The following is a 25,819-nucleotide window of genomic DNA, read 5'->3' on the forward strand; positions in this document are numbered from 1 at the left end:
TGGGGCGCATCAGAGGTTGAGCGCCTGGTTGAGCTGCATGATGGGCAGCAGGATGGCGAGGACGATGGCCAGCACCACGCCGCCGAGGACCAGGATCAGCACCGGCTCGAACAGCGCCAGGGCCAGGTCCACCTGCTGGTTGAAATCCCGCTCCTGGGCATCGGCGACCCGCTCCAGCATGGCATCGAGGGTGCCACTGGCCTCGCCGCTGGCGACCATGTTCACCAGCAGCGGCGGAAACACCGCGGTGCGATCCAGCGCCCGGCCCAGGCCGCTGCCGGCGGTGACCTGTTCGATGGCGGCGTCCAGGGCATCGCGCAGCACCTGGTTGCCCAGGGTGGCGCGACTGACCTGCAGGCCTTCGAGCACCGGGATGCCGCTGCCGACCAGGATCGCCAGGCTGCGGGTCAGGCGGGCGCTGTCGAGGGTGCGCAGCAACTCGCCCAGGCGTGGCAGGCGCAGCAGTTGCCGGTGCCAGCGTCGCCGCCATTCGACCTGGCGCAGCAGGCGCCGCAGACCGAAGCCGGCCAGCAGAACCAGACCCAGCAACCAGGGCCCGAAGACCAGCAGGCCATCGCTGACCGCCACCAGGGCGCGGGTGATCCAGGGCAATTGCAGGCCGCTGTGGATGAATTGCTCGGTGAGCTTGGGCACCACGAAGGTCATCAGCCCCGCCACCACGGCGACGGATACCAACGCCAGCGCCAGGGGATAGATGAGCGCGGTACGCGCCTTGTGCCGCTGGCGCTGCACCCGCTCGAGATAGTCGGCCAGGCGTTCCAGTACCGGGCCCAGGCGTCCGGCCCGCTCACCGGCGGCTACCAGGGTCAGGTACAGCGGATCGAAGGTACCGGGATGGCGACCGAGGCTGTCGGCCAGGGTATAGCCCTCGCGCACCTGGCCCAGCAGATCCAGGAGCAGCGCCTTGAGCGCCGGCTGGCGACTCTGGCGCTCCAGCATCTGCAGCGCCTCGGCCAGGGGAATGGCGGCGCCCACCAGGGTCGCCAGTTGGCGGGTGAAATCGGTCCGGCTGTTGGCGTCCAGCCGCCCGGCGCGACTGCGCGTGCCACGCGCCGGACCGGTCGCCTGCACCTCGCGGGGAAAGAGACCGCGCTCGCGCAGCAGTTGGCGGGCATGGCGCTCGCTCTCGGCCTGGATGACATCGCGCCGGCGACGTCCGTCGCCGTCCAGCGCCAGGTAGCGGTAGGCCGGCATCAGCGCAGCGCTCCGCCGAGGACCTTACTGGTGCACCGCACGCAGCACCTCCGCCAGGCTGGTCTCGCCCGCCGCCAGGCGCTCCAGGGCGCTTTCGGCCAGGGTCGCGCGGCGGCCGTCGAGCAGCCGGGCCATCTCGCCTTCGCCAGCGCCGCGATAGATAAGTTCGGCCAGTTCGGCGTCCAGGGCGACGAATTCGTAGAGGCCCAGGCGACCGCGATAGCCACTGCCGTTGCAGCTCGGGCAACCCTGGGGCTCGCGCAGCCGTTCGAGCCCGGCCAGCCCTGGCAGCAGCGCCTGTTCGGCCGTGCGTAGCGGGCGCCAGACAGCGCAATCGCACAACCGCCGCACCAGCCGCTGGGCCAGCACGCCCTTGAGACTCGACGCCAGCAGGAAGGGCTCCACGCCCATGTCGCGCAGCCGGGTGATGGCGCCCAGGGCGCTGTTGGTGTGCAGGGTGGAGAGCACCAGATGGCCGGTGAGACTGGCCTGCACGGCGATGCTGGCGGTCTCCACGTCGCGGATCTCGCCGATCATGATGACGTCCGGGTCCTGACGCAGGATGGCCCTGAGGCCAGTGGCGAAGGTCAGGCCGGCACGGGGATTGACCGGCGTCTGGCCGATGCCGGGCAAGGCGTATTCCACCGGGTCTTCCACGGTCAGGATGCTGCGGCTGCCTTCGTTGAGCAGGCCGAGACTGGCATAGAGGGTGGTGGTCTTGCCCGAGCCGGTGGGCCCGGTGACCAGCAGGATGCCATTGGGCTGGGCCAGGGCACCACGCAGGCCCGTGTCTATGACCGGCGGCAGGCCAAGGCGCGCCAGCTCCAGCAGGCTGGCCTGCTTGTCGAGAATCCGCATCACCACCCGCTCGCCGTGGACGCCAGGCAGCGTCGAGACGCGGATGTCGACGTCGCGACCGCTGGCCCTCAGGGTGATGCGGCCATCCTGGGGCTGGCGCTTCTCGGCGATGTCCAGCCGCGCCATGACCTTGATCCGCGACACCAGCATGGCCGACAGCGCCCGCGGCGGGCGCAGCAATTCGCGCAGCACCCCATCCACCCGTACCCGCACCACCAGCGTCTGCTCGAAGGTCTCCACGTGCAGGTCGGAGGCGTCCAGGCGCAGGGCCTCGGCGAACAGGGCGTTGATCAGGCGGATCACCGGCGCCTCGCCAGCGCTGTCGAGCAGATCCTCGACCCGCGGCAACTCCTCTATCAGCCCGGCCAGGTCGACGGTCTCGCCGAGGCCCTCCACCAGGGCTTCGCTGCTGGCCTGACCGGCCTCGTAGAGCGGACCCAGGCGCTGCTCGAAGATCTCGCGGGGGAGCCAGCCGCAGCCCAGGGGTGGACCGTGGCGGCGCTGCACTTCTTGCAGCAGTGCCAGGTCGGCATCCAGGCGGCACAGCAGCCGATAGCCGTCGGGCTCGGCGACCAGGGCGATGCCGGCCTGGCGCGCCAGGCGATAGGGTAGTGTCGCCGTCATCAGAGGCCGTCCAGGCGCGCCCGCGCCGAGGGATAGAGACTCTGCAGCGTGGGCGCGCCGCGATCGCCTGGCGGAGTGACCGGCAAGGCGGCGGCCGGGGCGGCCGCGCGCATGCCACGGTACTTGTCTTCGCTGATCTGCTGCACCAGGCCCGGATCACGCAGGATGCGCGGGCGGATGAACACCACCAGGTTCTGCTTGGTGCTGGAGCGGGTACGGGACTTGAACAGATTGCCCAGCACCGGCACGTCGCTCAGGAGCGGCACCCGCTGGTCGCTGTCGGTGCCCTCGTTGCTGATCAGGCCGCCGAGGACGATGAGGCCGTTGTCCTCCACCATCACCGTGGTCTTGATCTCGCGCTTGTTGGTGACCACGTCGCTGGCGCGGACATTGTCGGCCAGGGACGAGACCTCCTGGACGATCTCCATGCGCACGGTATCGCCTTCGTTGATCTGCGGCTTGAGGCGCAGCTTGACCCCCACCTCGCGGCGCTCGATGGTCTGGTAGGGATTGGCGTTGTTGCTGGTGACCGAACCGGTGACGAAGGGCACCTCCTGACCGACCATGATGGAGGCCTCGGCGTTGTCCAGGGTCAGCAGGGTCGGCGTCGACAGCAGGTTGAAGCCGCTCTCGCTGCGCATGGCCTGCAGCAGGGTGACGAAATTCAACCCGCTGCCGCCGAGGCGACCGACCCCGGCGGAGATGCCCTGCATGCCCGAGAGCAGACTGCCCAGGGCGGTGGTGTCCTGGTTGGCCGCGGCGGCGGCGAGGCCGTTGATGGGCGTGCCATTGGTGAAGTTGACGCTGCCCGCCGGCAGGTTGCCGTTGCGATCGAGGAACAGCCACTGGACGCCGAGCTGGTTGGCCTTGGTGTCGGTGATCTCGGCGATGATGGCCTCCACCACCACCTGGGCGCGACGGATGTCCAGCTGCTTGATGATGCGCTTGTAGGCGGCCAGCTCCCGTGGCGGACCGATCAGCACGATGGCATTGGTGCCCAGGTCCGCTTCCAGGCGGATGCCGGGCGCCCCTGCCGCCAAGGCCCCGCCGCCCGCCTTGGCAGAGGAGGTCTCCCCTTCCCCGCCACCCTCTACAGGGGTGGTATTACCAACAGGTGCCGCCACCGGGATCTCCACCCGCGCCTCCTGGGTGACCTCGCCACTCAGGCCGCGCAGCACCTTGACCACCTCGCCGGCCTTGGCGTGGTGCAGGTAGACCACCTCGGTGTCGCTGGCCGCATCGCGGGAGACGTCCAGCTCGGCCACCAGCCGGCGCACCTGGCGGCGTACGGCCTCGTCGCCGCGCACCATGAGGGCATTGCTGCGGGCGTCCGCCAGGACCTGGACCCCGCCACCAGCCTGGCCGCGACTGGCCAGCAGCCGCTCCACCAGGGGCGCGGTGTCGCGGGCCTGGGCGTGGCGCAGGGCGATCATCTCCACCGGCTCGTCGCGACCGCGATCCAGCCGCGCCAGCAACTGGCCGATGCGGCTGAGGTTGCTGCGCCAGTCGGTCACCACCAGCAGGTTGCTGGCGGGATAAGGCGTGGCCACCCCGACCCGGGTGTCCATCAGCGGGCGGACGATGCCCAGCAGCTGTTCGAGATTGCCGCCGCGCACGGCGAATACCCGGGTCGCCACGGTATCGCCGGCACCGGGCTTGGCCGGGGCACCGTCGTCCACCTCCACCGCGGCGTAGCCGTTGGCGCGCAGCTGGGCCAGGGCCAGGGCGTAGACGTCATCGGCGGCCAGGGGCTGGGCGCTGCGCACCGTCAGGGTGCCGCGCACCCGCGGATCGATGACGAAGTTGGTGCCGGTAATGCGCCCCACGCTTTCGATGAACAGATCGATCTCGCTGTTCTCGAAGTTGACCTCGAAGCGTTGTTCGGCCTGGGCGCCGAGCAGCCAGAAGGCAAGGAACAGGCCGCAATAGCTGCGTTTCTTCACAGGGACAGTCTCACGGGTAGGGCCAGGGCACGGCCCTGACGTTCCAGTTCCAGGGTCAGGGCGCCAGTGGCGCGCCAGTGCGGTAGCCGTTGCAACAGCGCCCGGGTATCGGCCACGGGGACGGCATCCACCCGGCGCAGCACATCGCCAGGCTCCAGGCCCAGGCCGCTGAAGAAGGCCGGCTCGGCGCCGGGCTGCAGGCGGTAACCGGTCAGCTCGCCGTGCTCGCGCACGGGGGTGGCGCGAATGCGGCGAAGCAAGCTGGCCAGATCGCCCTCGTCCGCCACTGGCATGGGCGGCGCCTTGACTGCGTTCGGCTTGGCCGTACCGCTGGCCGCCAGACCCACCAGTTCCCGCGGCGCCGGCCAGGGCAGCCGTTCTTGGTGATCGCCGCGGCTGAAGACCAGGCCCTGGGCGTCGATGGCGATCAGCACCAGGCCGGGCGCCAGGCTGTCGCCCTGCACCAGCGACACCTGCCGCTCACCGTAGCGCAGCACCACCACGGAGCCATCGATGGGCACCGCCTTGATCGCCCCGACCCACTGGATCGGCAGGTTATTGGGCGCGGCCTGGCTGGCAGCGCGCCAGTGACCGGCCAGCAGATCGGTAGCCGGCAGCGGCGCGGCTTGGCCGTTGGGCGCCGACGGCGCGAGCCAGAGCAGGCGCAAATCGCAGACCACCCGCGCCGCCAACCAGGCGGCGATGCCCAGCCAGAGCAGCGTCAGCAGCCGTAGCGCCAGGGGATGGCTGAGCAGCCGCGCCATCAGGCCAGCCGCTCCAGACGCTGGCGCAGCGCGGCCAGCGGATGCCAACCGGGATGCCCCTCGACGAACTCCAGGCGCGGCACCGGCAGTGGTGCCAGGCCCCAGTCGGCGGGCCGGGCGCGCAGATAGGCTTCCAGACGCTGCCAGAGCGCCTCGCCGCTGCCGAGGTCCCGTCCCAGGGCGAAGGTGCGACAGGCGAAGGAGCCGCCCAGGGGCACCTGCAGTGGCCCGATGCGCTGGCCACGGGGCGCGCCGTAGCGGCAACTCCACTGGGCACCGATCAACCGCGGCAGATCCTGGCTGTTGTCCAGCAGCAGGGGTTCGCCGAAACGGTTGTCGGCAGCCTCTTCCAGGAGATTGCGCAAGGCATCGGCCGAGGTGGGCAACTCCAGTACCGTCGCCTCGTGACCGCCGCAGAGGGCGATCAGGTGCTCGCGGGTGATCCAGTCGCCCCGCCGTAGCGGCAGGTCGTATCTCAACCCGGGCAGCAGCACCGGCTGGGCCTCGCTGCCGCCCAGGGCCGCGGCGATCAGGGCGTCCCAACTGCCGCCGAGCAGGTCGCGGCGCCAGAGATCCACCGGCGCCCGCGCCAGGCGCTGGTCGAGCCAGCCAGCGTGGGGCGCCCGGGCTGCCGCCAGCTGGCGTTGATGGCTTTCCAGCAGGGTGCGGTCGAGGACGCGCTCGGCCTGCACCGGATGGAAGCCGGCGTCCAGGCGCCAGCCATCGCGACCGCCGCGACAGCGAATCTCGAAGAAGCCGACACCTCGGGCGCCCGGCAGGCAGACCGGCAGCGGACGACCACTGCCGCGCATCACCGGAATCAGCTCCGGCCAGAGATCCTGACCCCGGGCACAGAGCAGCAGGTCCGCTTCCTCCAGCCGCTCGGCCAACCAGAGGCCTGGGCCGGTACCGACATCGGCCAGCACCACCAGCAGATCGGCCTTGCCCCGCGCCTCGGCCAGCACCGGACGCAACCGGGCATACCAGTCGGCCAGCGGCGCCTGCTGGTCGCTGGCGTAGGGATCGGTGACGCCGACCAGGGCGATGCGCACGCCGTCGCGCTCGACCAGGGTAAAGGGAACGACGCCCAAGGCGGTGCGCCGTTCCTCGCCGAGGGAGCCGCCCAGCACCGGACGACCATAGCGGCGATAGAGGGCGGCGCTGCGCTCGGGCCAGAGCAGGCGCTCGTCGCTGCTCACCCGGGCGTCGCTGCCCAGCAGCAGGCTGCCATCGACGCCGGCTTCGCCACGGGTCAGCTGGGTCAGACCGCTGCCGTTCCAGCACTGGCCGTTTTCCAGGGTCAGGCTACGGGTCGCACCCTGGCGAGTGCGCAGTTGCGCCAGCTGGCTGGCCAGCGCGGCATAGCCGCCGTAGCGCTGGCCATCGCCACGCCCGGCATCGAGCAGGGGCGCCAGTGCCGGCGCCAGGCGCGCGGCATCGGCACCGGTGCGCCAGGGCGCGGCACCGATGCGCCCGGCCGGGCCGAGGCGCACCCGCGGTACCACCGGCCAGCCGGGTTCACGGGCATCCAGGGTATCGGCCACATAAAGCAGCTGTAGATCGGCATCGCCCGAGCGGGTCGAGAAGCCCCGGGCACAGCCGCCCAGCAAAGGCACCGTGGCGCCAGCGGCGAGCCAACCCAAGACCTGGCGTCGTGCCCAGTTGCCCATCCGATATCTGCCTTGCGCGCTAGAGAGGGCGGCATCCTAGGCGGCGAAAAGCTACAAATTCATGACAAAACAACAAGTTACAAACTGTTACAGCTCGACTGCCGGGAAATGACCGCCTGTAACCTTTCAGTCACCAGACCATCACAGAGGCTTCCTAAAGTCGCCGACTCCCGTGATCAACCAAGGAAGCTTTGCGCATGAGCACTTTCACGAGCGACGACCGTAATCGCAACGAAAGCGGCAACGAACCGCTGGATGCCGTCGTCGACCGTTACCTGTCGCGCCGCAGCGTCATGAAAGGAGGCCTGGGCGCCGCCATCGCGCTGATCGCGGGCGGCGGTCTCACCGCCTGCTTCGACGGCGGTGGCGGCTCGGACGACGATCCGGCCCCCAGCCAACCCGGCACGCCGCAGCTCAAGCTCGGCTTCGACTCCATCCGTGGCGCCCGGATCGACGCCATCGTCCTGGCCGCCGGTTACAGCGCCCGCACCCTGGCGCCCTGGGGCACGCCGCTGAACAACCTCGCCAACGCCTGGCGCAGCGATGGCAGCAACACCTCCACCGACCAGGCCAACGCCGCCGGCATGCACCACGATGGCATGCACTTCTTCCCGCTGAACAATTCGAGCAGCGACGGCCTGCTGGCCATCAACTACGAATACATCGACCAGAAGGTGCTGCACCCCAACGGTCCGACCACCACCAACGGCAAGCGTCCGGCCGAGGAAGTGCGCAAGGAAATCAACGCCCATGGCGCGGCGGTCATCCGCATCAGCAAGGTCAATGGCATCTGGCAGGTCGTCACCAACGATGCCCTGAACCGTCGCTTCACCAGCGCCACGCCCATGGAGATCGCCGGTCCGTTGCGCGGCAACGCCAACCTGATCACCCCCTACTCCCCCGACGGCACCCGTACCCGCGGTACCAACAACAACTGCGGCAACGGCTTCACCCCCTGGGGCACCTACCTCACCTGCGAGGAGAACTGGCCGGGGATCTTCGTCAACAAGGGCACCCTGCCGGTGGATCAGAAGCGCATCGGCATCGGTAGCAAGAGCAACTACGGCTGGGAGACGCCGGCGGGTGACGCCAGCGAGGTGGACAACGAGTTCCGCCGCTTCGACCTGACCCCCACCGGCGCCAACGCCACCCAGGACTTCCGCAACGAAGCCAGCGGCTACGGCTACATCGTCGAGATCGATCCCTACGACAGCGCAGCGCCGGCCACCAAGCGCACCGCCATGGGCCGCTTCCGCCACGAGGGCTCGGCCTACGGCATCCCGGTCGCCGGCCAGCCGCTGGCGTTCTACATGGGCGACGACTCGCGCAACGAATACATCTACAAGTTCGTCTCCGCCGCAGCCTGGGATCCAGCCGACGCCAACGCGACCAACCGCCTGGCCATCGGCGCCAAGTACCTGGACAACGGCACCCTCTACGTCGCCCGCTTCGACGATGGCGGCAACGGCAAGTGGCTGCCGCTGACGGTCAATGCGCCGACCAAGGACGGCCGTACCCTGGGCGCGCTCTACGGCGACCTGGCCGGCATCATCCTCAACACCCGCGGTGCCGCCGACGCCGTGGGCGCCACCCCCATGGACCGTCCGGAGTGGACCACGGTCAACCCCTTCACCGGCGAGGTCTACGTCACTCTCACCAACAATTCCGCGCGCACCGCGGCCAACGCCGCCAACCCGCGGGTGCCCAACGTCAACGGCCACATCGTGCGCTGGAAGGACAACAACAACCAGACCGACTTCACCTGGGACATCTTCGTCTTCGGCGCGGACGCCGGCGCCGCGCCCGACATCAACCGCTCCGGCCTGACCGAACTCAACCAGTTCGCCAGTCCCGACGGCCTGGCCTTCGACAGCCGCGGCATCCTCTGGATCGAGACCGACAACAGCGACAACGCCGTGGCCGACTACACCAACGACCAGCTGCTGGCGGTCATCCCGGCCCAGGTGGTGGATGGTAGTGGCAAGCAGGTCGCCATCTCGGCCACCAACCAGACCGCGCTACGCCGCTTCCTGGTCGGCCCCAATGGCTGCGAGATCACCGGGATCACCTGGACGCCGGACCTGACGACCATGTTCATCAACGTCCAGCACCCGGACAACTGGCCATACAGCGAAGTCGCCACCGAGGCCACCCCGGCCGGCACCAAGGTCCGGCCGCGCGCCTCCACCGTGGTGATCCAGAAGCTCGACGGCGGCCAGATCGGCGTCTGATCGAGTCGGCGACAACCAGGCTCCCCCGGTCGGCGACGACCGCGGGAGCTTTTTGCTTTCCCGCAAGATAGCTCCACGACCACCGACCCCACGCGGAAAAGGCCGCGCCGTTTTCCGCCCTACGCCGGACTCTCGTCCGTAGCGTGGAAAACCGCGCCAGCGTTTTCCACTGATGCCCAGCCATCGCGGCCATGGCGGTCCGGCGATGCGACTCTCCTACTGGACTCTGGCGTTTTGCGGATCGCGGCCATGGGCCCGCTCCTACGGGCTCTGCCGTAACCGTAGGAGCGGCCCATGGCCGCGATAAACCTCACCTTACTGCAACACCTCCGCCCCACCGGGTCCCGGCGTCCACAGCGTGGTGTCCCGCGTCGCCAACAGTCGTACCCGCTGCGCCGGCACCGACGCGTGCCAGCGACTCACGCCCTGGGCCGACAACTGCCGCACCTGGCGCAAGACCTGGCCATCGCGCCGTACCTCCACCCCGAGCAGGAAGTCACCGCTATTGAGGATCAGCCGCTGGGTCAGCAGGGTGAAGGTCTCCTCCCCTACCCCGGGCAGCGCCTCGCGCAGGGCCTCGACGGTGACATAGCCCTGGGCGGGTCGCGCCGTGATCAGGAGTTGCAGGGTCTCCCGCGGCACCTTGCCGAGGAACAGCGCCTCCAACAGCGGCAGCTGCTCCACGCCCAGGGCATTGGCATTGAGTCGCCAACCACCGGTTTCCGGCAGCGCACAGAGTTCACGTAACTGCAGGTGGCGACCGGGACGCGCCGGCACGAGGCGATCCAGTTCGCCCACCTCGGCCAAAGGCAGATTGGGTACCAGTACCGGCGGGGCCAGGCGCAGGGCCTCCGGCGTTTCCAGGCCAAACTCGTGACTCTCGCCATCGGCATCGACCCAATCGGCGAGCCGTTCGGCGAACCCCTCCGCCGTCAGCCCAGGTTCCGCCAGACCACCAGGACGCTGCGCCAGCAAGAGCTTCAACTGGCGCAGCGCGAGGACCCGTTCCGGGCCGGCCAGGGCATTGACGTTGAAACAGCCATGCAAATCGCGCAGCTGGGCACGGACCTCGGCCCCTTCCACCTGGTAGGCCAGCACCTCGCCCCTCAGGCTCCGCCAGAACTCCGGCCGCTGCCGCGCCCCGGCCTGCACCAGCCCCAGCGTGACCACCTGCTCGGCTCCCGCCGCCAGCGCCCGCGCCAGGGTCTCGTGCTCCAGCAACCGCGCCCGCTGCAACTCGGCGCGGCCCTCGGCCAGCAGCACCGGCAACAGTGCCGCCACCAGCGCCAGCGCCCAGAGCGCCATCAGCAGCGCCACGCCCCCTTGTCGCCGCACCCGCATTCCCCCAGGCAAAAGCGGCATTGGAACCGACGCAGGTTGCAGAATCGTGGCAGGAGTACGCCATGGCGGCGCTCAGGCCAAGCTGATCCATTGGCGACACCCGATCCCCCATGAAAAAAACCCGCCACCAGGGCGGGTTTTTCAACACGACGGCAGCATCACAGCTTGGCGATGGACACCTCGGTGGACTTGACGAAGGCGATCACCTCGCTGCCCACCTTGAGTTCCAGCTCCTTGACCGAGCGGGTGGTGATGACGGAGGTGACGATGCCGGCGGCGGTCTGGACGTCGATCTCGGAGAGCACCGAGCCTTCGATGATTTCCTTGATGGTGCCCTTGAACTGGTTGCGAACGTTGATGGCCTTGATGGTCATGGCAGAACTCCTCGGATGAACGATCAGTAGGCCCAGCGCAGTTGCGTGGGCAGGGGTTGCACGATTTCGGGTAGAGCGGGGTTGAGCGGCTGCTGGAGCACCCGCGCCAGCACCTCGGCTTCCAGGCGAGCCAGCTGGGCGTCGCCGGCGGCCCGGGGGCGCGCCAGATTGACGTCGAGATCCAGGCCGACGTGGCCGTCTTCGATGAGCACCACGCGGTCGGCCAGGGCCACCGCCTCGCCCACGTCGTGGGTGACCAGCAGCACGGTGAAACCATGGCGCTGCCAGAGGCCTTCGATGAGTTGCTGCATCTCGATGCGGGTCAGGGCGTCCAGGGCACCCAGGGGCTCGTCGAGCAGGAGAAGGCGCGGCTGGTGGATCAGGGCGCGGGCCAGGGCCACGCGCTGCTTCTGGCCGCCGGACAGCGCCGAAGGCCATTCCTCGGCGCGATCGGCCAGACCGACCGCCTCCAGGGCTTCCAGCGCCCGCGGTTTCCAGTCGCCCTTGAGGCCCAGGCCGACATTGTCGATGATGCGTTTCCACGGCAGCAGGCGCGCATCCTGGAACATCAGCCGGGTATCGTCGCGATGCTCCGCCAGGGGCTCGTCCTGCCCCAGCAGGGTGCCGCCACTGGCGCGGTCGAGACCGGCCACCAGGCGCAGCAGGGTGCTCTTGCCGCAGCCACTGCGACCCACCACGGCGACGAACTGACCGGCCGGGATCTCCAGATCGATCCCATGGAGCACGGTGCGCTCGCCGAATTTCTTCACCACCTGTCGCAGCTTCAGAGCGATGCCTCGCGCCAGCGGCGGAACGGCTTGCAGACTGGTCATGCGTGGACTCCCTTCTGATAGGCCGGATGCCAGCGCAGCCAGGCGCGCTCCAGGCCGCGGGCGGCGAGATCCGCCAGCTTGCCCAGGACGGCATAGAGCAGGATGGCCAGCACCACGACGTCGGTTTGCAGGAATTCCCGGGCGTTCATCGCCAGGTAGCCGATACCGGAGCTGGCGGAAATGGTCTCGGCGACGATCAGAGTCAGCCACATCAGGCCCAGGGCGAAGCGCACCCCCACCAGGATGGACGGCAGCGCGCCCGGCAGCACCACGTGCCAGAACAGTCGCGCGCCGGAGAGGCCGTAGCTGCGGGCCATCTCCACCAACGCCGGATCGACGTTGCGGATGCCGTGGTAGGTGTTCAGGTAGATGGGGAAGAACACTCCCAGGGCCACCAGGAACAACTTGGCCGACTCGTCGATGCCGAACCAGAGGATCACCAGCGGGATCAGCGCCAGGTGCGGCACGTTGCGCACCATCTGCAGGGTGCTGTCCAGCAGGCGCTCACCCCACTTCGACAACCCGGTGATGAAGCCCAGCGCCAGGCCGATGCTGCCGCCGATGGCGAAGCCGATGCCGGCGCGCCAGCCACTGATGGCCAGGTGTTGCCAGAGCTCACCGCTCTTGACCAGGCTCCAGCCCGCTTCCAGCACCGCCGCTGGCGACGGCAGGATGCGGCTGGATAGCAAGCCGCTGCTCACCGATAGCTGCCAGGCGGCGATCAGGGCCACCGGCACCAGCCAGGGTGCCAGCCGCTGCAATTGACGTTCGGTCGTACTGCTCATGCCGTCCCCCTTCAGCTCTGCGCCGCTTTCTGCGGCAGGATGTCGTTGGCCACCATCTCGCCGAAGGGACTGACGTAGTTGGCGCCCTCGACCTGGGTCGGCCGCTTGACCGGCAGGTGCGGGAACAGCAACTCGGCCACCCGGTAGGACTCTTCCAGGTGCGGATAGCCGGAGAAGATGAAGGTGTCGATGCCCAGGGCGGCGTATTCCTTGACCCGCGCGGCCACGGTGGGACCGTCACCCACCAGGGCGGTCCCGGCACCACCACGCACCAGGCCGACGCCGGCCCATAGGTTGGGAGCGATCTCCAGGTTGTCGCGACGGCCCCCGTGCAGGGCGGCCATGCGCTGCTGGCCGACCGAATCGAAGCGGGCGAAGGCGGCCTGGGCTTTCTCGATGGTGGCGTCGTCCAGGTTGGCGATCAGGCGGTCGGCGGCCTTCCAGGCTTCCTCGTTGGTCTCGCGGACGATCACGTGCAGGCGGATGCCGAAGCGCACCGTGCGGCCCTGGGCGGCGGCCTTGGCCTTGACCGCCTCGATCTTCTCGCGCACCGCGTCCAGGGTTTCGCCCCAGGTCAGGTAGAGCTCCACCTGCTCGGCCGCCAGGTCCTGGGCGGCATCGGAGGAGCCGCCGAAGTACAGCGGTGGGCGCGGTTGCTGCAGCGGTGGATAGAGCAGCTTGGCGCCCTTCACCTGGATGTGCTTGCCGTCGTAGTCCACCGTCTCGCCTTCCAGGACACGGCGCCAGATGCGGGTGAATTCCACCGAGGCTTCGTACCTTTCGCTGTGGGACAGGTGCAGGCCGTCGCCGGCCAGTTCGTCCGGATCGCCACCGGTGACCAGATTGAACAGCGCCCGGCCGCCGGACAGACGATCCAGGGTGGCCGCCTGCCGCGCCGCCACGGTGGGCGAGATGATCCCGGGACGCAGGGCCACCAGGAACTTGAGTTTCTGGGTGACCGGGATCAGCGAGGCGGCTACCAGCCAGGAATCCTCGCAGCTACGACCGGTGGGGATCAGCACCCCGCCGAAGCCCAGGCGATCGGCGGCCTGGGCGACCTGAGTCAGGTAGCCGTGGTCGACCGCGCGGGCGCCCTCGGCGGTGCCCAGGTAATGGCCATCGCCGTGGGTCGGCAGGAACCAGAAGATGTCGAGACTCATGAGGCGTTCTCCAGATAAGCGAAATCAGGGTTTGGCGGCGGCGGTCTGCAGACTGGCGGGCGGGGTCCACACCACATCGCGGATGACCAGCGGCCTGGGAATCAACTTGAGGGCGGTGAAGGCATCGGCGATCTTCTGCTGCTGCGCGGCCACCTCGGGGCTGATCAACTGGGCACCATAGCCCTGGCGCTTCACCACCCGCTCGGCGGTTTCCAGCGGCAGGTTCAGCAGCGGCGCCACCTGGGCAGCGACCTGGTCCGGGTGCGCCTTGGCCCATTCACCCACCGACCGCACCTCGTCGACGATGGCGCCGACCTGTTCGGGATGGGCCTTGGCGAAGCTGCGGGTGGCCAGATAGAACTGGTGGTTGTCGGCGAGGCCGGTGGCATCGGTCAGGGTCCGCGCCTGCAGCTGGGTCTCGGCGGCGGCCTGGTAGGGATCCCAGATCACCCAGGCATCCACCGCGCCGCGTTCGAAGGCGGCGCGGGCATCGGCGGGCGGCAGGTACACCGGCTGGATGTCCTTGTAGTCGATGCCGGCCTTGGCCAGTGCCTGCACCAGCAGGTAGTGGACGTTGGAACCCTTGTTCAGGGCGATCTTCTTGCCCTTGAGCTCGGCCAGGGAATGGATCGGCGAATCCTTGGGCACCAGGATGGCCTCGCTGGTGGGCGCCGGCGGTTCGTTGGCCACATAGACCAGATCGGCACCGGCCGCCTGGGCGAATACCGGCGGCGTCTCGCCGGTCACGCCGAAGTCGATGCTGCCGACGTTGAGGCCTTCCAGCAGCTGCGGGCCGCCGGGGAATTCGGTCCACTGCACCTTGACGCCGTCCTTCGCGAGGCGCTGCTCCAGGGTGCCGCGAGCCTTCAGGGTGATGAGGGTGCCGTACTTCTGGTAGCCGATGCGCACCACCTCTTCCGCCTGGGCCACGCCGGCGGCCAGGGTCAGCAGGGTGACTGCGAGAACTGAACGCTTGAACGAAAACTGCATGGATAACGCTCCGATCAGATGCCCCAGCGCGCCTGGCCGATCCGGTTGGCCAGGAGCTCGGGGGTCAGGGGCTGGGGACGCCGCACCAGGGCCGCGTGGAATTGTTCTAGGGATTCGTGGAGGCGCTGCTCCAGTGCCGGAACCAGAGCCACGCCGGTCTCGGTGTAGCTGACCTGGCTGTCGTCGGCGAAGACGCCGTTGAGGATTTCCTGCGCCTTGAGCGCCGAGAGCACCGGTTTCAGCGCATAGTCGATGGCCAGCAGATGGCCGCTGGAGCCGGCGGTGGCCAGTGGCAGCACCACCTTGTGGGTCAGGGCGCGCTCGGGCAGCAGATCCAGCAGGGCCTTGAGGGCGCCGGCCAGGGAAGCCTTGTACACCGGCGTGGCGATCACCAGGCCGTCGGCGGCCTGCAACTGGGCGATCAGTTCCACCACCGGCGGGCTGTCGAAGCGAGCGCCGATGAGGTCGGCGGCGGGAAAGTCCTGGATGCGCCAGCGCGACAGCTCCACACCCCGCGCCTGCAGCCAGTTCGCTGCCAGATCCAGCACCCCGCTGGAGCGCGACCGCGCTGCCGGACTACCCGCCAAAGTCACCACCTGCATCGCCGCCTCCGGAAGAAAAAAGAGCGGTGTCGCGCCGCTCGAAAAGGAATGAGCGGACCTTAGCAGCGGGCGTTTATTCCCTAAAAATACCCTTTAGGCACTTGTTTATAACCAGAAAAACAAAACCCCGACCTGGGCCGGGGTTTCTCGTCACGGAAGATTTCAGCGATTGGGCTGCGGTGTCAGGCGCAGATAGGGTTTGACGGCGGTGTAGCCCTTGGGAAAGCGCCGCTTGATCTCTTCCTCGTCCTTGAGCGAGGGCACGATGACCACGTCGTCGCCATCCTTCCAGTTACCTGGCGTGGCGACCTTGTGGTTGTCGGTGAGCTGCAGGGAATCGATCACCCGCAGGATCTCGTCGAAATTGCGCCCGGTGCTGGCCGGATAGGTGATGGACAGCCGCACCTTCTTCTGCGGATCGATAACGAACAGCGAACGCACCGTCAGGGTGTCGTTGGCATTGGGATGGATCATGTCGTAGAGGCCGGCCACGGTGCGGTCGGCGTCGGCCAGGATGGGGAAGCCCACGGACGTGGCCTGGGTTTCCTCGATGTCCTTGATCCAGCCCTGGTGGGATTCCAGGCCGTCCACCGACAGGGCGATGACCTTGACGTCGCGCTTGGCGAATTCGTCCTTGAGCTTGGCCGTGAGGCCCAGCTCGGTGGTGCACACCGGGGTGAAGTCGGCCGGATGGGAGAAGAGCACGCCCCAGCTGTCGCCCAGCCACTCGTGGAAGCGGATGCGGCCCAGGCTGGAATCCTGTTCGAAATCGGGGGCGATGTCGCCCAGACGGATGGTCATTGGCAGTTCTCCTGATGCAGGTAGGGATGAAGGCACTATGCCGCTCTGCGTCGGCGGCGGGAAAGATCGGATCACGCTGTGGTTATAACGCGAAAGCAGTCCTCGCCAGGACCATCCCGCCGCCTTGGCCCGCTGAGAATAGCCAAGTCCGTCACATCTTCAACGGGCGCTCCCCACACAAGCGCAGCGGCGGCTAGGGTGCTAATCATGAAGACAACAACCGACGGGAAATCGGCCTGTCGGTGGCAACCCCAGGCGCCCACGATGGTCTGTTGGCAAGACGAGGAGGAAATTTTCATGTTCGGCAAACGCAATGACGATCCCGGCGCCAGCACCCATTTCCGTAGCGAACGCGTCAGCGTGGTCAACGGCCAGTTCTTCTTCACCACCCGCGAGGGTACTCTGGAAGGGCCCTTCTTCAGCCGTGAAGAGGCGCTGAACCAGATCGACCGCTATCTGGAGCGCCTGCAAACCGCCCAGGGTCTGTTGCGCCAATCCGTCAGCAACGTCTGACCGCCCGCGCCCTATCCTTTAGACTGCGCGCCCTGACCTCCAGGCCGCGCCGTCCATGACCGACTTCCAGCACGCCCAGCTCGACTGGGACGCTTCCGGGCAACCCCTCTCCCGCGCCTATGGCGATGTCTACTTTTCCCGCGCCAGCGGCCTGGAAGAGACGCGCCATGTCTTCCTGCAGCAGAATCGGCTACCCGAGCGCTTCGCCGCCCTGGCAGCGGGTGACGTCTTCACCGTCGGCGAAACGGGCTTCGGGACCGGCCTCAACTTCCTCTGCGCCTGGCAACTGTTCGAGGCCACGGCGCCCCGGGATGCCCGCCTGCACTTCGTCAGCGTCGAGCGCTTTCCCCTCACCGCGGCCGATCTCGCCCAGGCGCTCACCCTCTGGCCGCAGCTAGCCCCCTACAGTGCGGCGCTGCAGCGGCAATACCGGGCCATCCATCCCGGCTTCCAACGCCTGATCCTGGCGGAGGGACGCGTCACCCTTACCCTGTTGGTCGGCGATGTGCTGGAGCGTCTGCCGGAGCTGGATGCCCAGGTCGATGCCTGGTTCCTCGACGGCTTCGCGCCGGCCAAGAATCCCGAGATGTGGACGCCGGCGCTGTTCGCCGAGCTCGCCCGGCTGTCCCGCCCCGGAGCCACCCTGGCCACCTTCACCTGCGCGGGTTTCGTCCGCCGCGGCCTCAACGAGGCCGGCTTCGCCATGCGCAAGGTGCCCGGTTTCGGCCACAAGCGGGAGATGCTGGCCGGCGGCCTGGAGCGCCCCGTCACCACCCACGCAGCGCCCTGGTACGCCCGTCCGCCCCGCCCGCAAGGCCCACGCACGGCCGTGGTGATAGGCGCGGGGCTGGCCGGTTGCGCCACCGCCGCCAGTCTCGCCCGTCGCGGCTGGCAGGTGCAGGTCGTCGAGCGCCACGCCGCTCCTGCCCAGGAGGCGTCCGGCAATCCCCAGGGGGTGCTCTATCTCAAGCTGTCGGCGCACGAGACGCCGCTGAGCCGACTGATCCTCGACGGCTTCGGCCTCACCCTGCGTGAGTTGCAGGCGCTGCCCACCGGCATGGCCTGGTCACCCTGCGGCGTGCTGCAATTGGCCCTGAGCGACAAGGATGCTACCCGCCAGGCGCAATTGGCGGCGCATTTTCCAGCCGACCTGCTGCACCCCCTGGATCGCGACGCCGCCAGCAGCCACGCCGGCATCGGCCTGACGGCAGGTGGGCTGCTCTTCCCCGAAGGCGGCTGGGTCCATCCGCCGGCGCTGTGCGCACACTGGTTGGCCCAGCCGAACATCGAGCTGGTCACCGACACCGCCGTCGTCGGCTTGCAGCAGACGGCAGCGGGCTGGCGGGTCATGACGACCGACGCTACCTTCACCGCTGACGTGGTGGTGGTGGCCAGCGCTGCCCAGGCACGATCGTTGCTGCCAGAGCTTCCGCTCAAGGCGATCCGCGGGCAGCTGTCGACCCTGCCCGCAACGCCCCGGAGCCAGGAACTGGCTACCGTGGTCTGCGGCGAGGGCTACCTTGCACCGGCCCGCCACGGCGAACATTGCCTGGGCGCCAGCTTCGTCTTCGATCGAGACGATACCGAACCTAGTCAGGCCGAACATGCCAGCAATCTGCAACTGCTCGCCGAGCTATCGCCGGAACTGGCGGCCGAACGGCGAGCGGAAACCCTGGAAGGTCGGGTAGCGTTTCGCTGTACGTCCCCGGACTATCTACCCCTGGTCGGCCCCGTGGTGGACGAGGCCCTCTTCGCCGACCGCTATCAGGTGCTGGAACGGGATGCCCGCCAGGTGCCGGATCGACCGGCGCCCTGGCGACCAGGCCTCTATGTGAACCTGGCCCATGGCTCGCGCGGCCTGGTCACCACACCGCTGGCCGCCGAACTGCTGGCAGCCTGGCTCGAGGACGAACCCCTGCCGGTTCCTCGACGGGTAGCGGAAGCCTGCCACCCCAATCGCTTTTCCCTGCGCCGGCTGATTCGGGGTAAAGGTTAGACCATTGCCAGCGGGGACTTGGCTTGTGGCGGGGGGAAGGCCCCGTCGAGCAGGGCGAAGTCGTCCTCGCCCAGGCGCAGATCCAGGGCGCGGGCATTTTCTTCCAGGTGACCGGCGTCACCCGCCTTGGGAATGGCGATCACCCCAGGCTGCCGCAACACCCAGGCCAGGGCAATCTGCGCCGGCGTGGCCTGGTGCCGTTCGGCCAGGGTCGCCAGGGTCGGATGCCGCAGCAGATCACCGCCCTGCCCCAGCGGACAATAGGCCATCAGCGGCATCTGCTGGCGCTGGCACCAGGGCAGCAGGTCGTGCTCGATGCCGCGTTGCTCCAGGTTGTAGAGCACCTGGTTGGCGCTGCAGCGATCGTCCGCCAGTTCGAGCATGTCGGCGGTGTCCAGGTTGGAGACGCCCCAGTGGCGAATCTTGCCTTCGTCGCGCAGCTTCTCCAGCGCCATGACCGTCTCGATCAACGGCACCTGGCCACGCCAGTGCAGCAGATAGAGGTCTATGACGTCCGTCCCCAGGCGCTTGAGGCTGCGCTCACAGGCCAGGGGTACACCGACCTCGGTGGCGTTCTGCGGATAGAACTTGCTCACCAGGAAGGCCTCGTCGCGGCGTCCGGCGATGGCCTCGCCGACCAGTTCCTCGGCGCGCCCGTCGGCATACATCTCCGCCGTGTCGATCAGGGTGAGGCCCAGGTCGAGCCCCTGGCGCAGGGCACTGACCTCCTGGCGATGCAGATCGGCGTTCTCGCCCATGCGCCAGGTACCCTGGCCCAGCGCCGGAACGGTTGTGCCATCGGGCAGGCGAACGGTTTGAGCGGTATTCATGGGCGCATCCTTCTCATGGGTGTACCGGTTTAGAAACGCCCAAGGGGTCGCGGTTCTCCCAGTCGTCCGCCAAACGGCAGCAAAGGCCATACGGCAGGGGCTGCGACCAGGCGTCGCACTGGTAAAGTAAGGCTTATAAGGAATCAACAATAAGATCCTGGAGCCTCCATGAAGTCGCCAATCCCGGGCCTCTGCGCCTTGCTGCTCGCCGCCCTACCGCTGACGGCCGTCCAGGCCGATGTCATAACCCTGAGATTTTCCCATGTGGTATCCCCCGATACACCCAAGGGCCGGGGCGCCTTGCTGCTGCAGCAACTGGTGGAGCAGCGCCTCGCCGGGCAGGTACGGGTGGAGGTGCTGCCCAACGGCACGGCCTTCGATGATGCCAGCGAACTGCAGGCCCTACAGGACGGCAAGGTGGACATCCTCGCCCCGGCGATCAGCAAGCTCACCCCCCTGAGCCCCAAGCTGAAGCTGTTCGACCTGCCGTTCCTCTTCGAGAGTCGTGCGGCCTTGGATCACTTCCAGGCACGTTCCAGCGGCAGGCAGTTGCTGCAGAGCCTGGAACCGAACGGCCTCATCGGCCTGGCCTACTGGCCCAACGGCCTCAAGCAGCTCTCGGCCCGCAAGCCGATCCGCGAGCCCGGTGACGCCAAGGGGCTGATCTTCCGCATCCAGAATTCGGACGTGCTGCAGAGTCAGTTCGAAACCCTGGGGGCGACGGCGGTCAAGCTGCCCTTCAACCAGACGCTGCAGGCGCTCACCAGCGGCACCGTCAACGCCACCGAGAACACCTGGTCCAACTACTGGAGCCAGCGACTCGATCAGCAACAACGCTATTTCACCGAGACCAACCACGGTGCGCTGGACTACATGCTGATCGCCAAGGCCGAACGCTGGCGAGCCCTGCCCTTCTCGGTGCGCAGCACCCTGGAGGAGATCATCGACCAGGTGACCTTCGAGGTGAAGAAGCAGTCCGAAGCCGAAAACCAGCGGGACCGCGGCCGGATCGCCGCCACTGGCGGCAGCGAGATCCTGACTCTCACACCCGACCAGCGGAACCACTGGCGCGATGCCATGCGGCCGGTGTGGAAACAGTACGAAGCCGAGATCGGCAGCGCCCTGCTCAAGGCCGCCGAGAACTCCAACTAGGGCGAACGCTGCGGCGGCGCCGCCCAGCGTCGCAGCGGCACGCTGCCCGGCTCCCGGCACTGGAGATCGCGGAAGGGCCCGGCGACCTGGGTCCAGCCTGGCCCTGGCGGGGTCTGGGTGCAGAACTCCTGGCCGTCCGCGGCGCTGCGCCAGCGCCAGTAGGCCGCCGGCTCCGCCAGGGCCGGGCCGGCCAACCACAGCTCCGGCAACAGGCTCAGCATGATGATGGCCACCGCCCGCGATCCTGGTCGCCTGGCCGCGTTGCCCTCGACGCCCCTCCTGTTACCCCGCTCCATCGAATTCCCCTCGATACGCCTGGCGTCATCATCCCGGGAAGCAGCCAACGACGGAAGCTCGATGCGCCATCGGCCTCCAAGCCAGCCCGATCAGGCGGGAAACAGCAGCGCGCCCGCTTCCCGCATGAAGATCTCGCAGGTCTTGGGTCCCACCCCTTTGAGCGTCTGCAGCCGGCGCTCGAAATCCGCCCGGTCTAGGCTCGCCGCGCGCAGGTCGGCGAACCGCCCGTGATAGTCGTCCTGCAACTGGCGACAGGCCTCCAGCAGGCGTGTCGCCGTGCTCTCGTCATAGCGCCGGTAATGTCCCTCGCCCAACTGGTCGACCAGTTGCTGCCAGGAGAGATTGAGGATCTTGCGCGGCGTGTCGCGCCCATGCCGGCGATAGATCACCGTCCAGGCCTGGGCGGCGATGGTCTGGGAGATGCGCTTGCCGAACAGGTAGCTGGCCAGGAACCAGCCGAACAGCGCTCGCTCGTCCTCCAGGGTGAGGGTCAGGCCAAGATCGGCAGCGGAGGTGGTCTTGCTCATGGGGTGTCCCTGCTGTAGGCATCTTGCCTAGGGATGCTCCGTGGCGTCCTGGGTTCGGCCCAGGCGACCGCCGGTGCCTCACTGGCGGATCACCTCGCCGCGCTGCGACGCCAGGCGGGCCAGCAGGGCGTTCTGGGTACGCTGCGGCACGCCCTCCTGCTGCATGGCCAGCTGCAGATCCTCCACCAGTGCATTGAAGTCGGCCGGCTGCAGATTCAGCCCGCGGTGACTTTCCGCCATGCTCGCTCCCTGGTACGCGCAAGGGCCGCCGGCATCCATGCAGAGCTTCTGGATCAGCAGCCCGCGCAGACGACCGATGTCGACATTGGCGAAGTAGTGCCGGATCCGCGTATCGCGCGCGATGTTGAGCAGCATGCCCTCGACGATCCGGGTGATTCCCGGCTGGCCGCCCAGCTCTTGGTAAAGGCGATCGCCGGCGGGTGGCTGGGATGAGCAGCCGAGCAGGCCCGCCAGGAGGGCGACCAGCAACAGCGGCTTGAGCGTCATCAGTAGCTCCCCTGCAGCGACAGGTAGAGCCCTTCCTGATCGTCCAGGGTGGCGACCTCGCCCAGCCAGGCATAGGCCAATACCAGCGAGAGATGCTTGTTGGGGAAGTAGCCGACGAAGGCATCCACCCAGTCACTCTCGTGGGTGAAGCTCAGGTTCTGCGGCTTCTGCCGATACTCCGTCCCCACGGCCCAGCGTGGATTGAAGAACACCGCCGCCGAACCTTCCTTGAGCCATTGACGACTATCGTTGCGATCCCCTCCGAAACCCAGCAGCCCCATCTCGTTGGCCCGGCTGTACCTGACGCCGGCGTTGAGCAGCAGGTTGTAGCCGAAGGCACCGCCAAGGATCAGGCGACTGGCGCCGAGGTAGCCCTCGACATCGCTGTCACGCCGGGCCCCTACCGCCTCCGGGATGGCGAAATCACGCTGGTGCTTGTACTGCACGCCCAGCACCACCTGCGGCAGGCGGTCGTAGATCAGGTCGCCCGCCAGGCGTACCTTGGCACCGATGACGTCCTGGCTGAGGCTTTCTTCCGCCAGGTTCATCAGCCGCCGCAGGGTAGGCATGTCCAGGCGCTGCCGCGCGTAGGACACCTCCACCCGATTGTCATAGGCCACCGCGGCGCCGGCAGCATCGAGTCGATAATCACCGGTCCAGACCCGGGTGGCGAAGGCCGTGGCGCCGGGCTGCCCACTCTCGCCATAGCCGCCGATCACCGCCCAGGGGGTGATGCCGCCGCCGGCCGCACCTTCCAGGCTGCTCGCCCCGCCGGTGGCGAGCAACTTGCCGCCATCGGCCTGCACGCCGGAGGCAAGCAGACCTAGCACGAGCGCCCACCCCCTGTTCATGCCAGCGCCTCCGTCACGGGCAGATCCTGCCGTTCCATCCAGGCCTCGAACTCGGCAGCCGGCACCGGGCGACTGATGTAGTAACCCTGGATCACATCGCAGCCCCAGCCCCTCAGCAAGGCCAGCGCCCGGGCCTCCTCGACCCCTTCGGCGACCACTTCCAGCCCCAGGTTGTGCCCCATCTCGATGGTCGAACGCACGATGACGGCATCATCGCTGCCGGCCTCCAGCTCCCTGATGAAGGACTGGTCGATCTTCAACTCATCCACCGGCAGGCGCTTGAGATGCGCCAGCGACGCATGGCCGGTGCCGTAGTCGTCCACCGACAGGCGAATGCCGAGGCTCGACAGTTGCTTGAGCAAGGCGATGGCCGCCTCGGGATCGGCCATGATGGCGCTCTCGGTGATCTCGAAGGTCAGCTGGCGGGCCGACACCTCGGCCTCGTCGAGCCAGCCGATCACTCGCTCCGGCAGCTGCCGATCGGAGAGATCCACCGCGGAGACGTTCAGCGACACCTTGACCTCGCGGCCCTGGGCCTGCCACAGCGCCAACTGGCGGATCGCCGTCCGGATCACCCAACGGGTCAGGCCGGCCATGCTGCCACTGCACTCGGCCAGGGGAATGAATTCAGCGGGCGAGACCATGCCCAGCGCGGCGTGCCGCCAGCGCAGCAGCACCTCCGCCTGGTGGCCACCCTGATGGTGCAGCGCCACCTTGGGCTGGAACACCAGCAGCAACTCGCCACGCTCGGCCGCCAGGGGCAGATCCTGGACCAGCTGCAGGCGTCGCTGCTGGGCCGCATCGCGCTCCTGGTCGTAGACCCGCAGCCGATCCGGCATGCCGCCGGCATCGAGCATCGCGCCCCGGGCTCTTTCGATCAGCAGGTGCGGATCATCCCCGTGCTGCGGATAGCCCGCTACGCCCACTCGGCAATTCAGGCGAAACAGCTGGCCCTCGTGCTCGATGGGCTCGGCCAGCAGCGCTCGCCATTGAGCGATGAGGCCGACCGCACCCGCCACGTCCAGACGGCAGAGCTGCACCAGGAATTCGTCGCCCACCGGGCGAGAGACGCAGCCACGTCCGGCCAAGAGTGCCTGGGCGCGCTCGGCTACCACCTTGAGGATATGGTCGCCACCCGCCACCCCGGCGGTCTCGTTGATGGCCTGGAAGCCTTCCAGGCCCAGATAGAGCAGCGACACCTGGGGCTGAGTCGCCATGAACACCCGCAGGCGCTCCTCCGCCAGCACCCGATTGGGCAAGCCAGTGAGGGCATCGTGCAGGGCGTTGTGACTCAATTGCTGCTCGCGCTCGGCGATACCCTGGCGCATCCCCTCCAGCACCTGCGCCAGGCGCCCGAACTCGTCACGCCGTGGCACCTCGATCTTCACCAAGTAGTCGCCCTGGCCGATGCGCCAGGACACCTCGGACAGTTGGCGCAGCGGCTGGGCCAGGTTGCGCGCCAGCGCCAGCGCCCCCAGCAGCGCCGCCAGCAACGCGCCGCAGGCGATCAATCCAAGCTGTCTGAGCAATGGCCCGAATTCGGCCAGGGCGCTATCCAACGAGCGCAGCAGATAGACCTGGACCGGCGCCTCAGCTGTCCCCAGGACCAGGCGCTTGACCTGATAGAGATGCCCGTCGAGCGCCAGCTGCCAGACGGCATCCGTCGCCGGTGCATCGGCCTGGGCCTGCACCAGCAACTCGCGGCGCGTCTCCGGCAGCGTGCTGGCCATGGCTGGCGCCGCACCGAGAAAGACCACGTCCAGATTGATCAGCGAGCGGAATTCCTCGGCCATGGCCTGATCCATGGCGAAGGTCATCACCACCTGGGCGATGGGCAGCGGCGCCCGGACCGGCACCGTCACGCGCAGCAGTGGCAGTCCCACGCTCGCCACCACGCAGCCATCGCCATTGGAGGTTGCGGCTACGTTTGGCAAGGGCTCCTCCTGACTGTGGCCAGCGACGGTGCTGGCGATCAGGCGGCCGTCCAGGTCCAGCAGATAGGTATCGCCCGCCCCCACCCGGGCGCCGTGGTTGGCCAGCACCGACCTCAGGGTCGGCACGTCGCCACTGGCCACGGCATCGCGAAAGCCGAAATCCGCGGCGAGCACCCGCACGGCGTCGTTCAGACGGCGGCAACGGCTGTCCAGCTCCTGGCGGAACACCCGGGCACCGGTGTCGAGTTGATCGTAGGACTGGCGCACCGCACTGGCCTCGGTGGCGGCCTTGACCGTCAGATAGACCAGGGCGATGACCACCAGCATCAGCAGGAAGAGACTGCCGGCGATCCGGGTCTGGAAACTATGGATGAGCTTCATCGTGCGCCGCCTTGTGGAAGGCCTCCTCGAAGCTCGTGGTCGGCGGTTCCGCAGGCAGCGGCTTGGGCTGGACCGCCAGTTGCAGCTGCAGCGCCACCGACTTGCCCGCCACATCCAGGTCGGGTTGAGCGACCTCGCGTCGATCGCTCAGGTCGGGATGCCAAAGTGCCAGCCGATAATGACCATCCGGCACCTCGAGCCGAGCGCGGCCCTGACCGTCGGTCACCACGGCGCGCCCGGCGGCGGTCACATAGACATAGCCCACCATCCAGTCATGGATGTTGCAGCCCACCACCACCACCCCGGGCTGGTCGAACACCACCGGCGTGCTGGGGATGCCGTGGTAGAGCGGCAACTCGAAATGCTTGGCCGAGGAAAAGGAATAGACCTGGTGGCGGATGTCGTCGGAATTGGGAAAGCTCACCGCCGTCCCGGTGGACACCGCCAGGACATGGGGCACGAAACGCCGATTCTGCTGGTCGATGGACGCCGGTCTTGGGTCCGGCACCAGGCCCTGGCCGGACAGCAACACCACGGCGTCGGTCAGGGGCGCACCCTGCCTGTCGAGCACCTGGACCGCGATCTCGGCGGCCTGCGCGGCACCCAGCCCCAACGCCAGAAGCCCCGCCATCACCCACTG

Annotated in this window: 24 protein-coding genes; 4 read left to right on the plus strand and 20 right to left on the minus strand. The window is 68.1% G+C overall.

What is annotated here, in order from left to right; all coding sequences use genetic code 11:
- Positions 1 to 9 precede the first annotated feature (9 nt).
- Genes gspF through AR540_RS15855 form a run of 5 tightly spaced genes read right to left on the minus strand, consistent with a single transcriptional unit; the run spans position 10 to position 7,074 of the window.
- Positions 10 to 1,215 (minus strand): type II secretion system inner membrane protein GspF, encoded by a 1,206-nt coding sequence (gspF, locus tag AR540_RS15835; RefSeq protein WP_059230172.1) that lies wholly within the window; start codon positions 1,213 to 1,215, stop codon positions 10 to 12.
- Positions 1,216 to 1,239: 24 nt separating this feature from the next.
- The gene (locus tag AR540_RS15840) at positions 1,240 to 2,697 is read right to left on the minus strand and encodes a GspE/PulE family protein (protein WP_059230173.1); all 1,458 of its coding nucleotides are present in this window, start codon (positions 2,695 to 2,697) and stop codon (positions 1,240 to 1,242) included.
- On the minus strand, positions 2,697 to 4,640 hold the full coding sequence (gene gspD, locus AR540_RS15845; RefSeq protein WP_059230174.1) for a type II secretion system secretin GspD: 1,944 nt from the start codon (positions 4,638 to 4,640) through the stop codon (positions 2,697 to 2,699). Before gspD ends, AR540_RS15840 begins: the two co-directional genes overlap by 1 nt.
- Positions 4,637 to 5,404 carry a hypothetical protein gene (locus tag AR540_RS15850; protein WP_059230175.1) on the minus strand — a complete coding sequence of 256 codons (768 nt, stop codon included), beginning with the start codon at positions 5,402 to 5,404 and terminating at the stop codon, positions 4,637 to 4,639. Before AR540_RS15850 ends, gspD begins: the two co-directional genes overlap by 4 nt.
- On the minus strand, positions 5,404 to 7,074 hold the full coding sequence (locus AR540_RS15855; protein ID WP_059230176.1) for a hypothetical protein: 1,671 nt from the start codon (positions 7,072 to 7,074) through the stop codon (positions 5,404 to 5,406). Before AR540_RS15855 ends, AR540_RS15850 begins: the two co-directional genes overlap by 1 nt.
- Before the next feature lie 197 nt (positions 7,075 to 7,271).
- On the opposite strand from AR540_RS15855, the gene AR540_RS15860 reads away from it, so the two are divergent.
- The gene (locus AR540_RS15860; protein ID WP_059230177.1) at positions 7,272 to 9,305 is read left to right on the plus strand and encodes a PhoX family protein; all 2,034 of its coding nucleotides are present in this window, start codon (positions 7,272 to 7,274) and stop codon (positions 9,303 to 9,305) included.
- Positions 9,306 to 9,620: 315 nt separating this feature from the next.
- On the opposite strand, the gene gspK is transcribed toward AR540_RS15860, so the two are convergent.
- The 8 genes from gspK to AR540_RS15900 form a co-directional block, all read right to left on the minus strand.
- Positions 9,621 to 10,640, minus strand: coding sequence for a type II secretion system minor pseudopilin GspK (gene gspK, locus AR540_RS15865; protein ID WP_236712080.1), 1,020 nt, complete (start codon positions 10,638 to 10,640; stop codon positions 9,621 to 9,623).
- Between the two features lie 164 nt (positions 10,641 to 10,804).
- Positions 10,805 to 11,020: a TOBE domain-containing protein gene (locus AR540_RS15870; protein WP_059230179.1), complete on the minus strand. Its 216-nt coding sequence runs from the start codon at positions 11,018 to 11,020 to the stop codon at positions 10,805 to 10,807.
- Positions 11,021 to 11,043: 23 nt separating this feature from the next.
- A complete protein-coding gene (gene ssuB / locus AR540_RS15875; protein ID WP_059230180.1) occupies positions 11,044 to 11,853 on the minus strand; it encodes an aliphatic sulfonates ABC transporter ATP-binding protein in 810 nt (269 codons plus the stop codon).
- Positions 11,850 to 12,638, minus strand: coding sequence for an aliphatic sulfonate ABC transporter permease SsuC (ssuC, locus tag AR540_RS15880; RefSeq protein WP_059230181.1), 789 nt, complete (start codon positions 12,636 to 12,638; stop codon positions 11,850 to 11,852). Before ssuC ends, ssuB begins: the two co-directional genes overlap by 4 nt.
- An 11-nt stretch (positions 12,639 to 12,649) precedes the next feature.
- Entirely contained in the window at positions 12,650 to 13,798 is a 1,149-nt protein-coding gene (gene ssuD, locus AR540_RS15885) for an FMNH2-dependent alkanesulfonate monooxygenase (protein WP_059230182.1), read from the minus strand.
- Between the two features lie 24 nt (positions 13,799 to 13,822).
- A complete protein-coding gene (locus AR540_RS15890) occupies positions 13,823 to 14,788 on the minus strand; it encodes a sulfonate ABC transporter substrate-binding protein (RefSeq protein ID WP_059230183.1) in 966 nt (321 codons plus the stop codon).
- A 14-nt stretch (positions 14,789 to 14,802) separates the two neighbouring features.
- Positions 14,803 to 15,390, minus strand: coding sequence for an NADPH-dependent FMN reductase (gene ssuE / locus AR540_RS15895; protein ID WP_059230184.1), 588 nt, complete (start codon positions 15,388 to 15,390; stop codon positions 14,803 to 14,805).
- Positions 15,391 to 15,552: 162 nt separating this feature from the next.
- On the minus strand, positions 15,553 to 16,191 hold the full coding sequence (locus tag AR540_RS15900; RefSeq protein ID WP_059230185.1) for a peroxiredoxin: 639 nt from the start codon (positions 16,189 to 16,191) through the stop codon (positions 15,553 to 15,555).
- A 297-nt stretch (positions 16,192 to 16,488) separates the two neighbouring features.
- On the opposite strand from AR540_RS15900, the gene AR540_RS15905 reads away from it, so the two are divergent.
- On the plus strand, positions 16,489 to 16,704 hold the full coding sequence (locus AR540_RS15905) for a DUF6316 family protein (RefSeq protein ID WP_059230325.1): 216 nt from the start codon (positions 16,489 to 16,491) through the stop codon (positions 16,702 to 16,704).
- A gap of 55 nt (positions 16,705 to 16,759) precedes the next feature.
- Entirely contained in the window at positions 16,760 to 18,700 is a 1,941-nt protein-coding gene (mnmC, locus tag AR540_RS15910) for a bifunctional tRNA (5-methylaminomethyl-2-thiouridine)(34)-methyltransferase MnmD/FAD-dependent 5-carboxymethylaminomethyl-2-thiouridine(34) oxidoreductase MnmC (protein ID WP_059230186.1), read from the plus strand.
- Here the strand turns inward: mnmC and AR540_RS15915 are convergent.
- The gene (locus AR540_RS15915) at positions 18,697 to 19,530 is read right to left on the minus strand and encodes an aldo/keto reductase (RefSeq protein ID WP_059230187.1); all 834 of its coding nucleotides are present in this window, start codon (positions 19,528 to 19,530) and stop codon (positions 18,697 to 18,699) included. The two genes, mnmC and AR540_RS15915, sit on opposite strands and share 4 nt — an antisense overlap.
- 168 nt (positions 19,531 to 19,698) lie before the next feature.
- Here AR540_RS15915 and AR540_RS15920 point away from each other — a divergent pair, with 168 nt between their 5' ends.
- Positions 19,699 to 20,682: a DctP family TRAP transporter solute-binding subunit gene (locus AR540_RS15920; RefSeq protein WP_059230188.1), complete on the plus strand. Its 984-nt coding sequence runs from the start codon at positions 19,699 to 19,701 to the stop codon at positions 20,680 to 20,682.
- Here the strand turns inward: AR540_RS15920 and AR540_RS15925 are convergent.
- The 6 genes from AR540_RS15925 to AR540_RS15950 all read right to left on the minus strand — a co-directional run bounded on the left by AR540_RS15925 (position 20,679) and on the right by AR540_RS15950 (position 25,810).
- A complete protein-coding gene (locus AR540_RS15925; protein ID WP_065242545.1) occupies positions 20,679 to 20,915 on the minus strand; it encodes a hypothetical protein in 237 nt (78 codons plus the stop codon). The two genes, AR540_RS15920 and AR540_RS15925, sit on opposite strands and share 4 nt — an antisense overlap.
- Before the next feature lie 153 nt (positions 20,916 to 21,068).
- Entirely contained in the window at positions 21,069 to 21,506 is a 438-nt protein-coding gene (locus AR540_RS15930; protein ID WP_059230189.1) for a hypothetical protein, read from the minus strand.
- 78 nt (positions 21,507 to 21,584) lie between these two features.
- A complete protein-coding gene (locus tag AR540_RS15935; RefSeq protein WP_059230190.1) occupies positions 21,585 to 22,013 on the minus strand; it encodes a group I truncated hemoglobin in 429 nt (142 codons plus the stop codon).
- On the minus strand, positions 22,013 to 22,864 hold the full coding sequence (locus tag AR540_RS15940; RefSeq protein ID WP_059230191.1) for a DUF3034 family protein: 852 nt from the start codon (positions 22,862 to 22,864) through the stop codon (positions 22,013 to 22,015). Before AR540_RS15940 ends, AR540_RS15935 begins: the two co-directional genes overlap by 1 nt.
- Positions 22,861 to 25,179: a putative bifunctional diguanylate cyclase/phosphodiesterase gene (locus tag AR540_RS15945; RefSeq protein WP_059230192.1), complete on the minus strand. Its 2,319-nt coding sequence runs from the start codon at positions 25,177 to 25,179 to the stop codon at positions 22,861 to 22,863. Before AR540_RS15945 ends, AR540_RS15940 begins: the two co-directional genes overlap by 4 nt.
- Complete coding sequence (locus AR540_RS15950) at positions 25,163 to 25,810, minus strand: methylamine utilization protein (RefSeq protein WP_059230327.1); 648 nt, start codon at positions 25,808 to 25,810, stop codon at positions 25,163 to 25,165. The genes AR540_RS15945 and AR540_RS15950 overlap by 17 nt, the downstream gene beginning before the upstream one ends.
- Positions 25,811 to 25,819: the final 9 nt, after the last annotated feature.

The organism is Pseudomonas sp. EpS/L25 (genome assembly GCF_001512295.1).
Taxonomy (GTDB): Bacteria; Pseudomonadota; Gammaproteobacteria; order Pseudomonadales; family Pseudomonadaceae; genus Chryseomonas.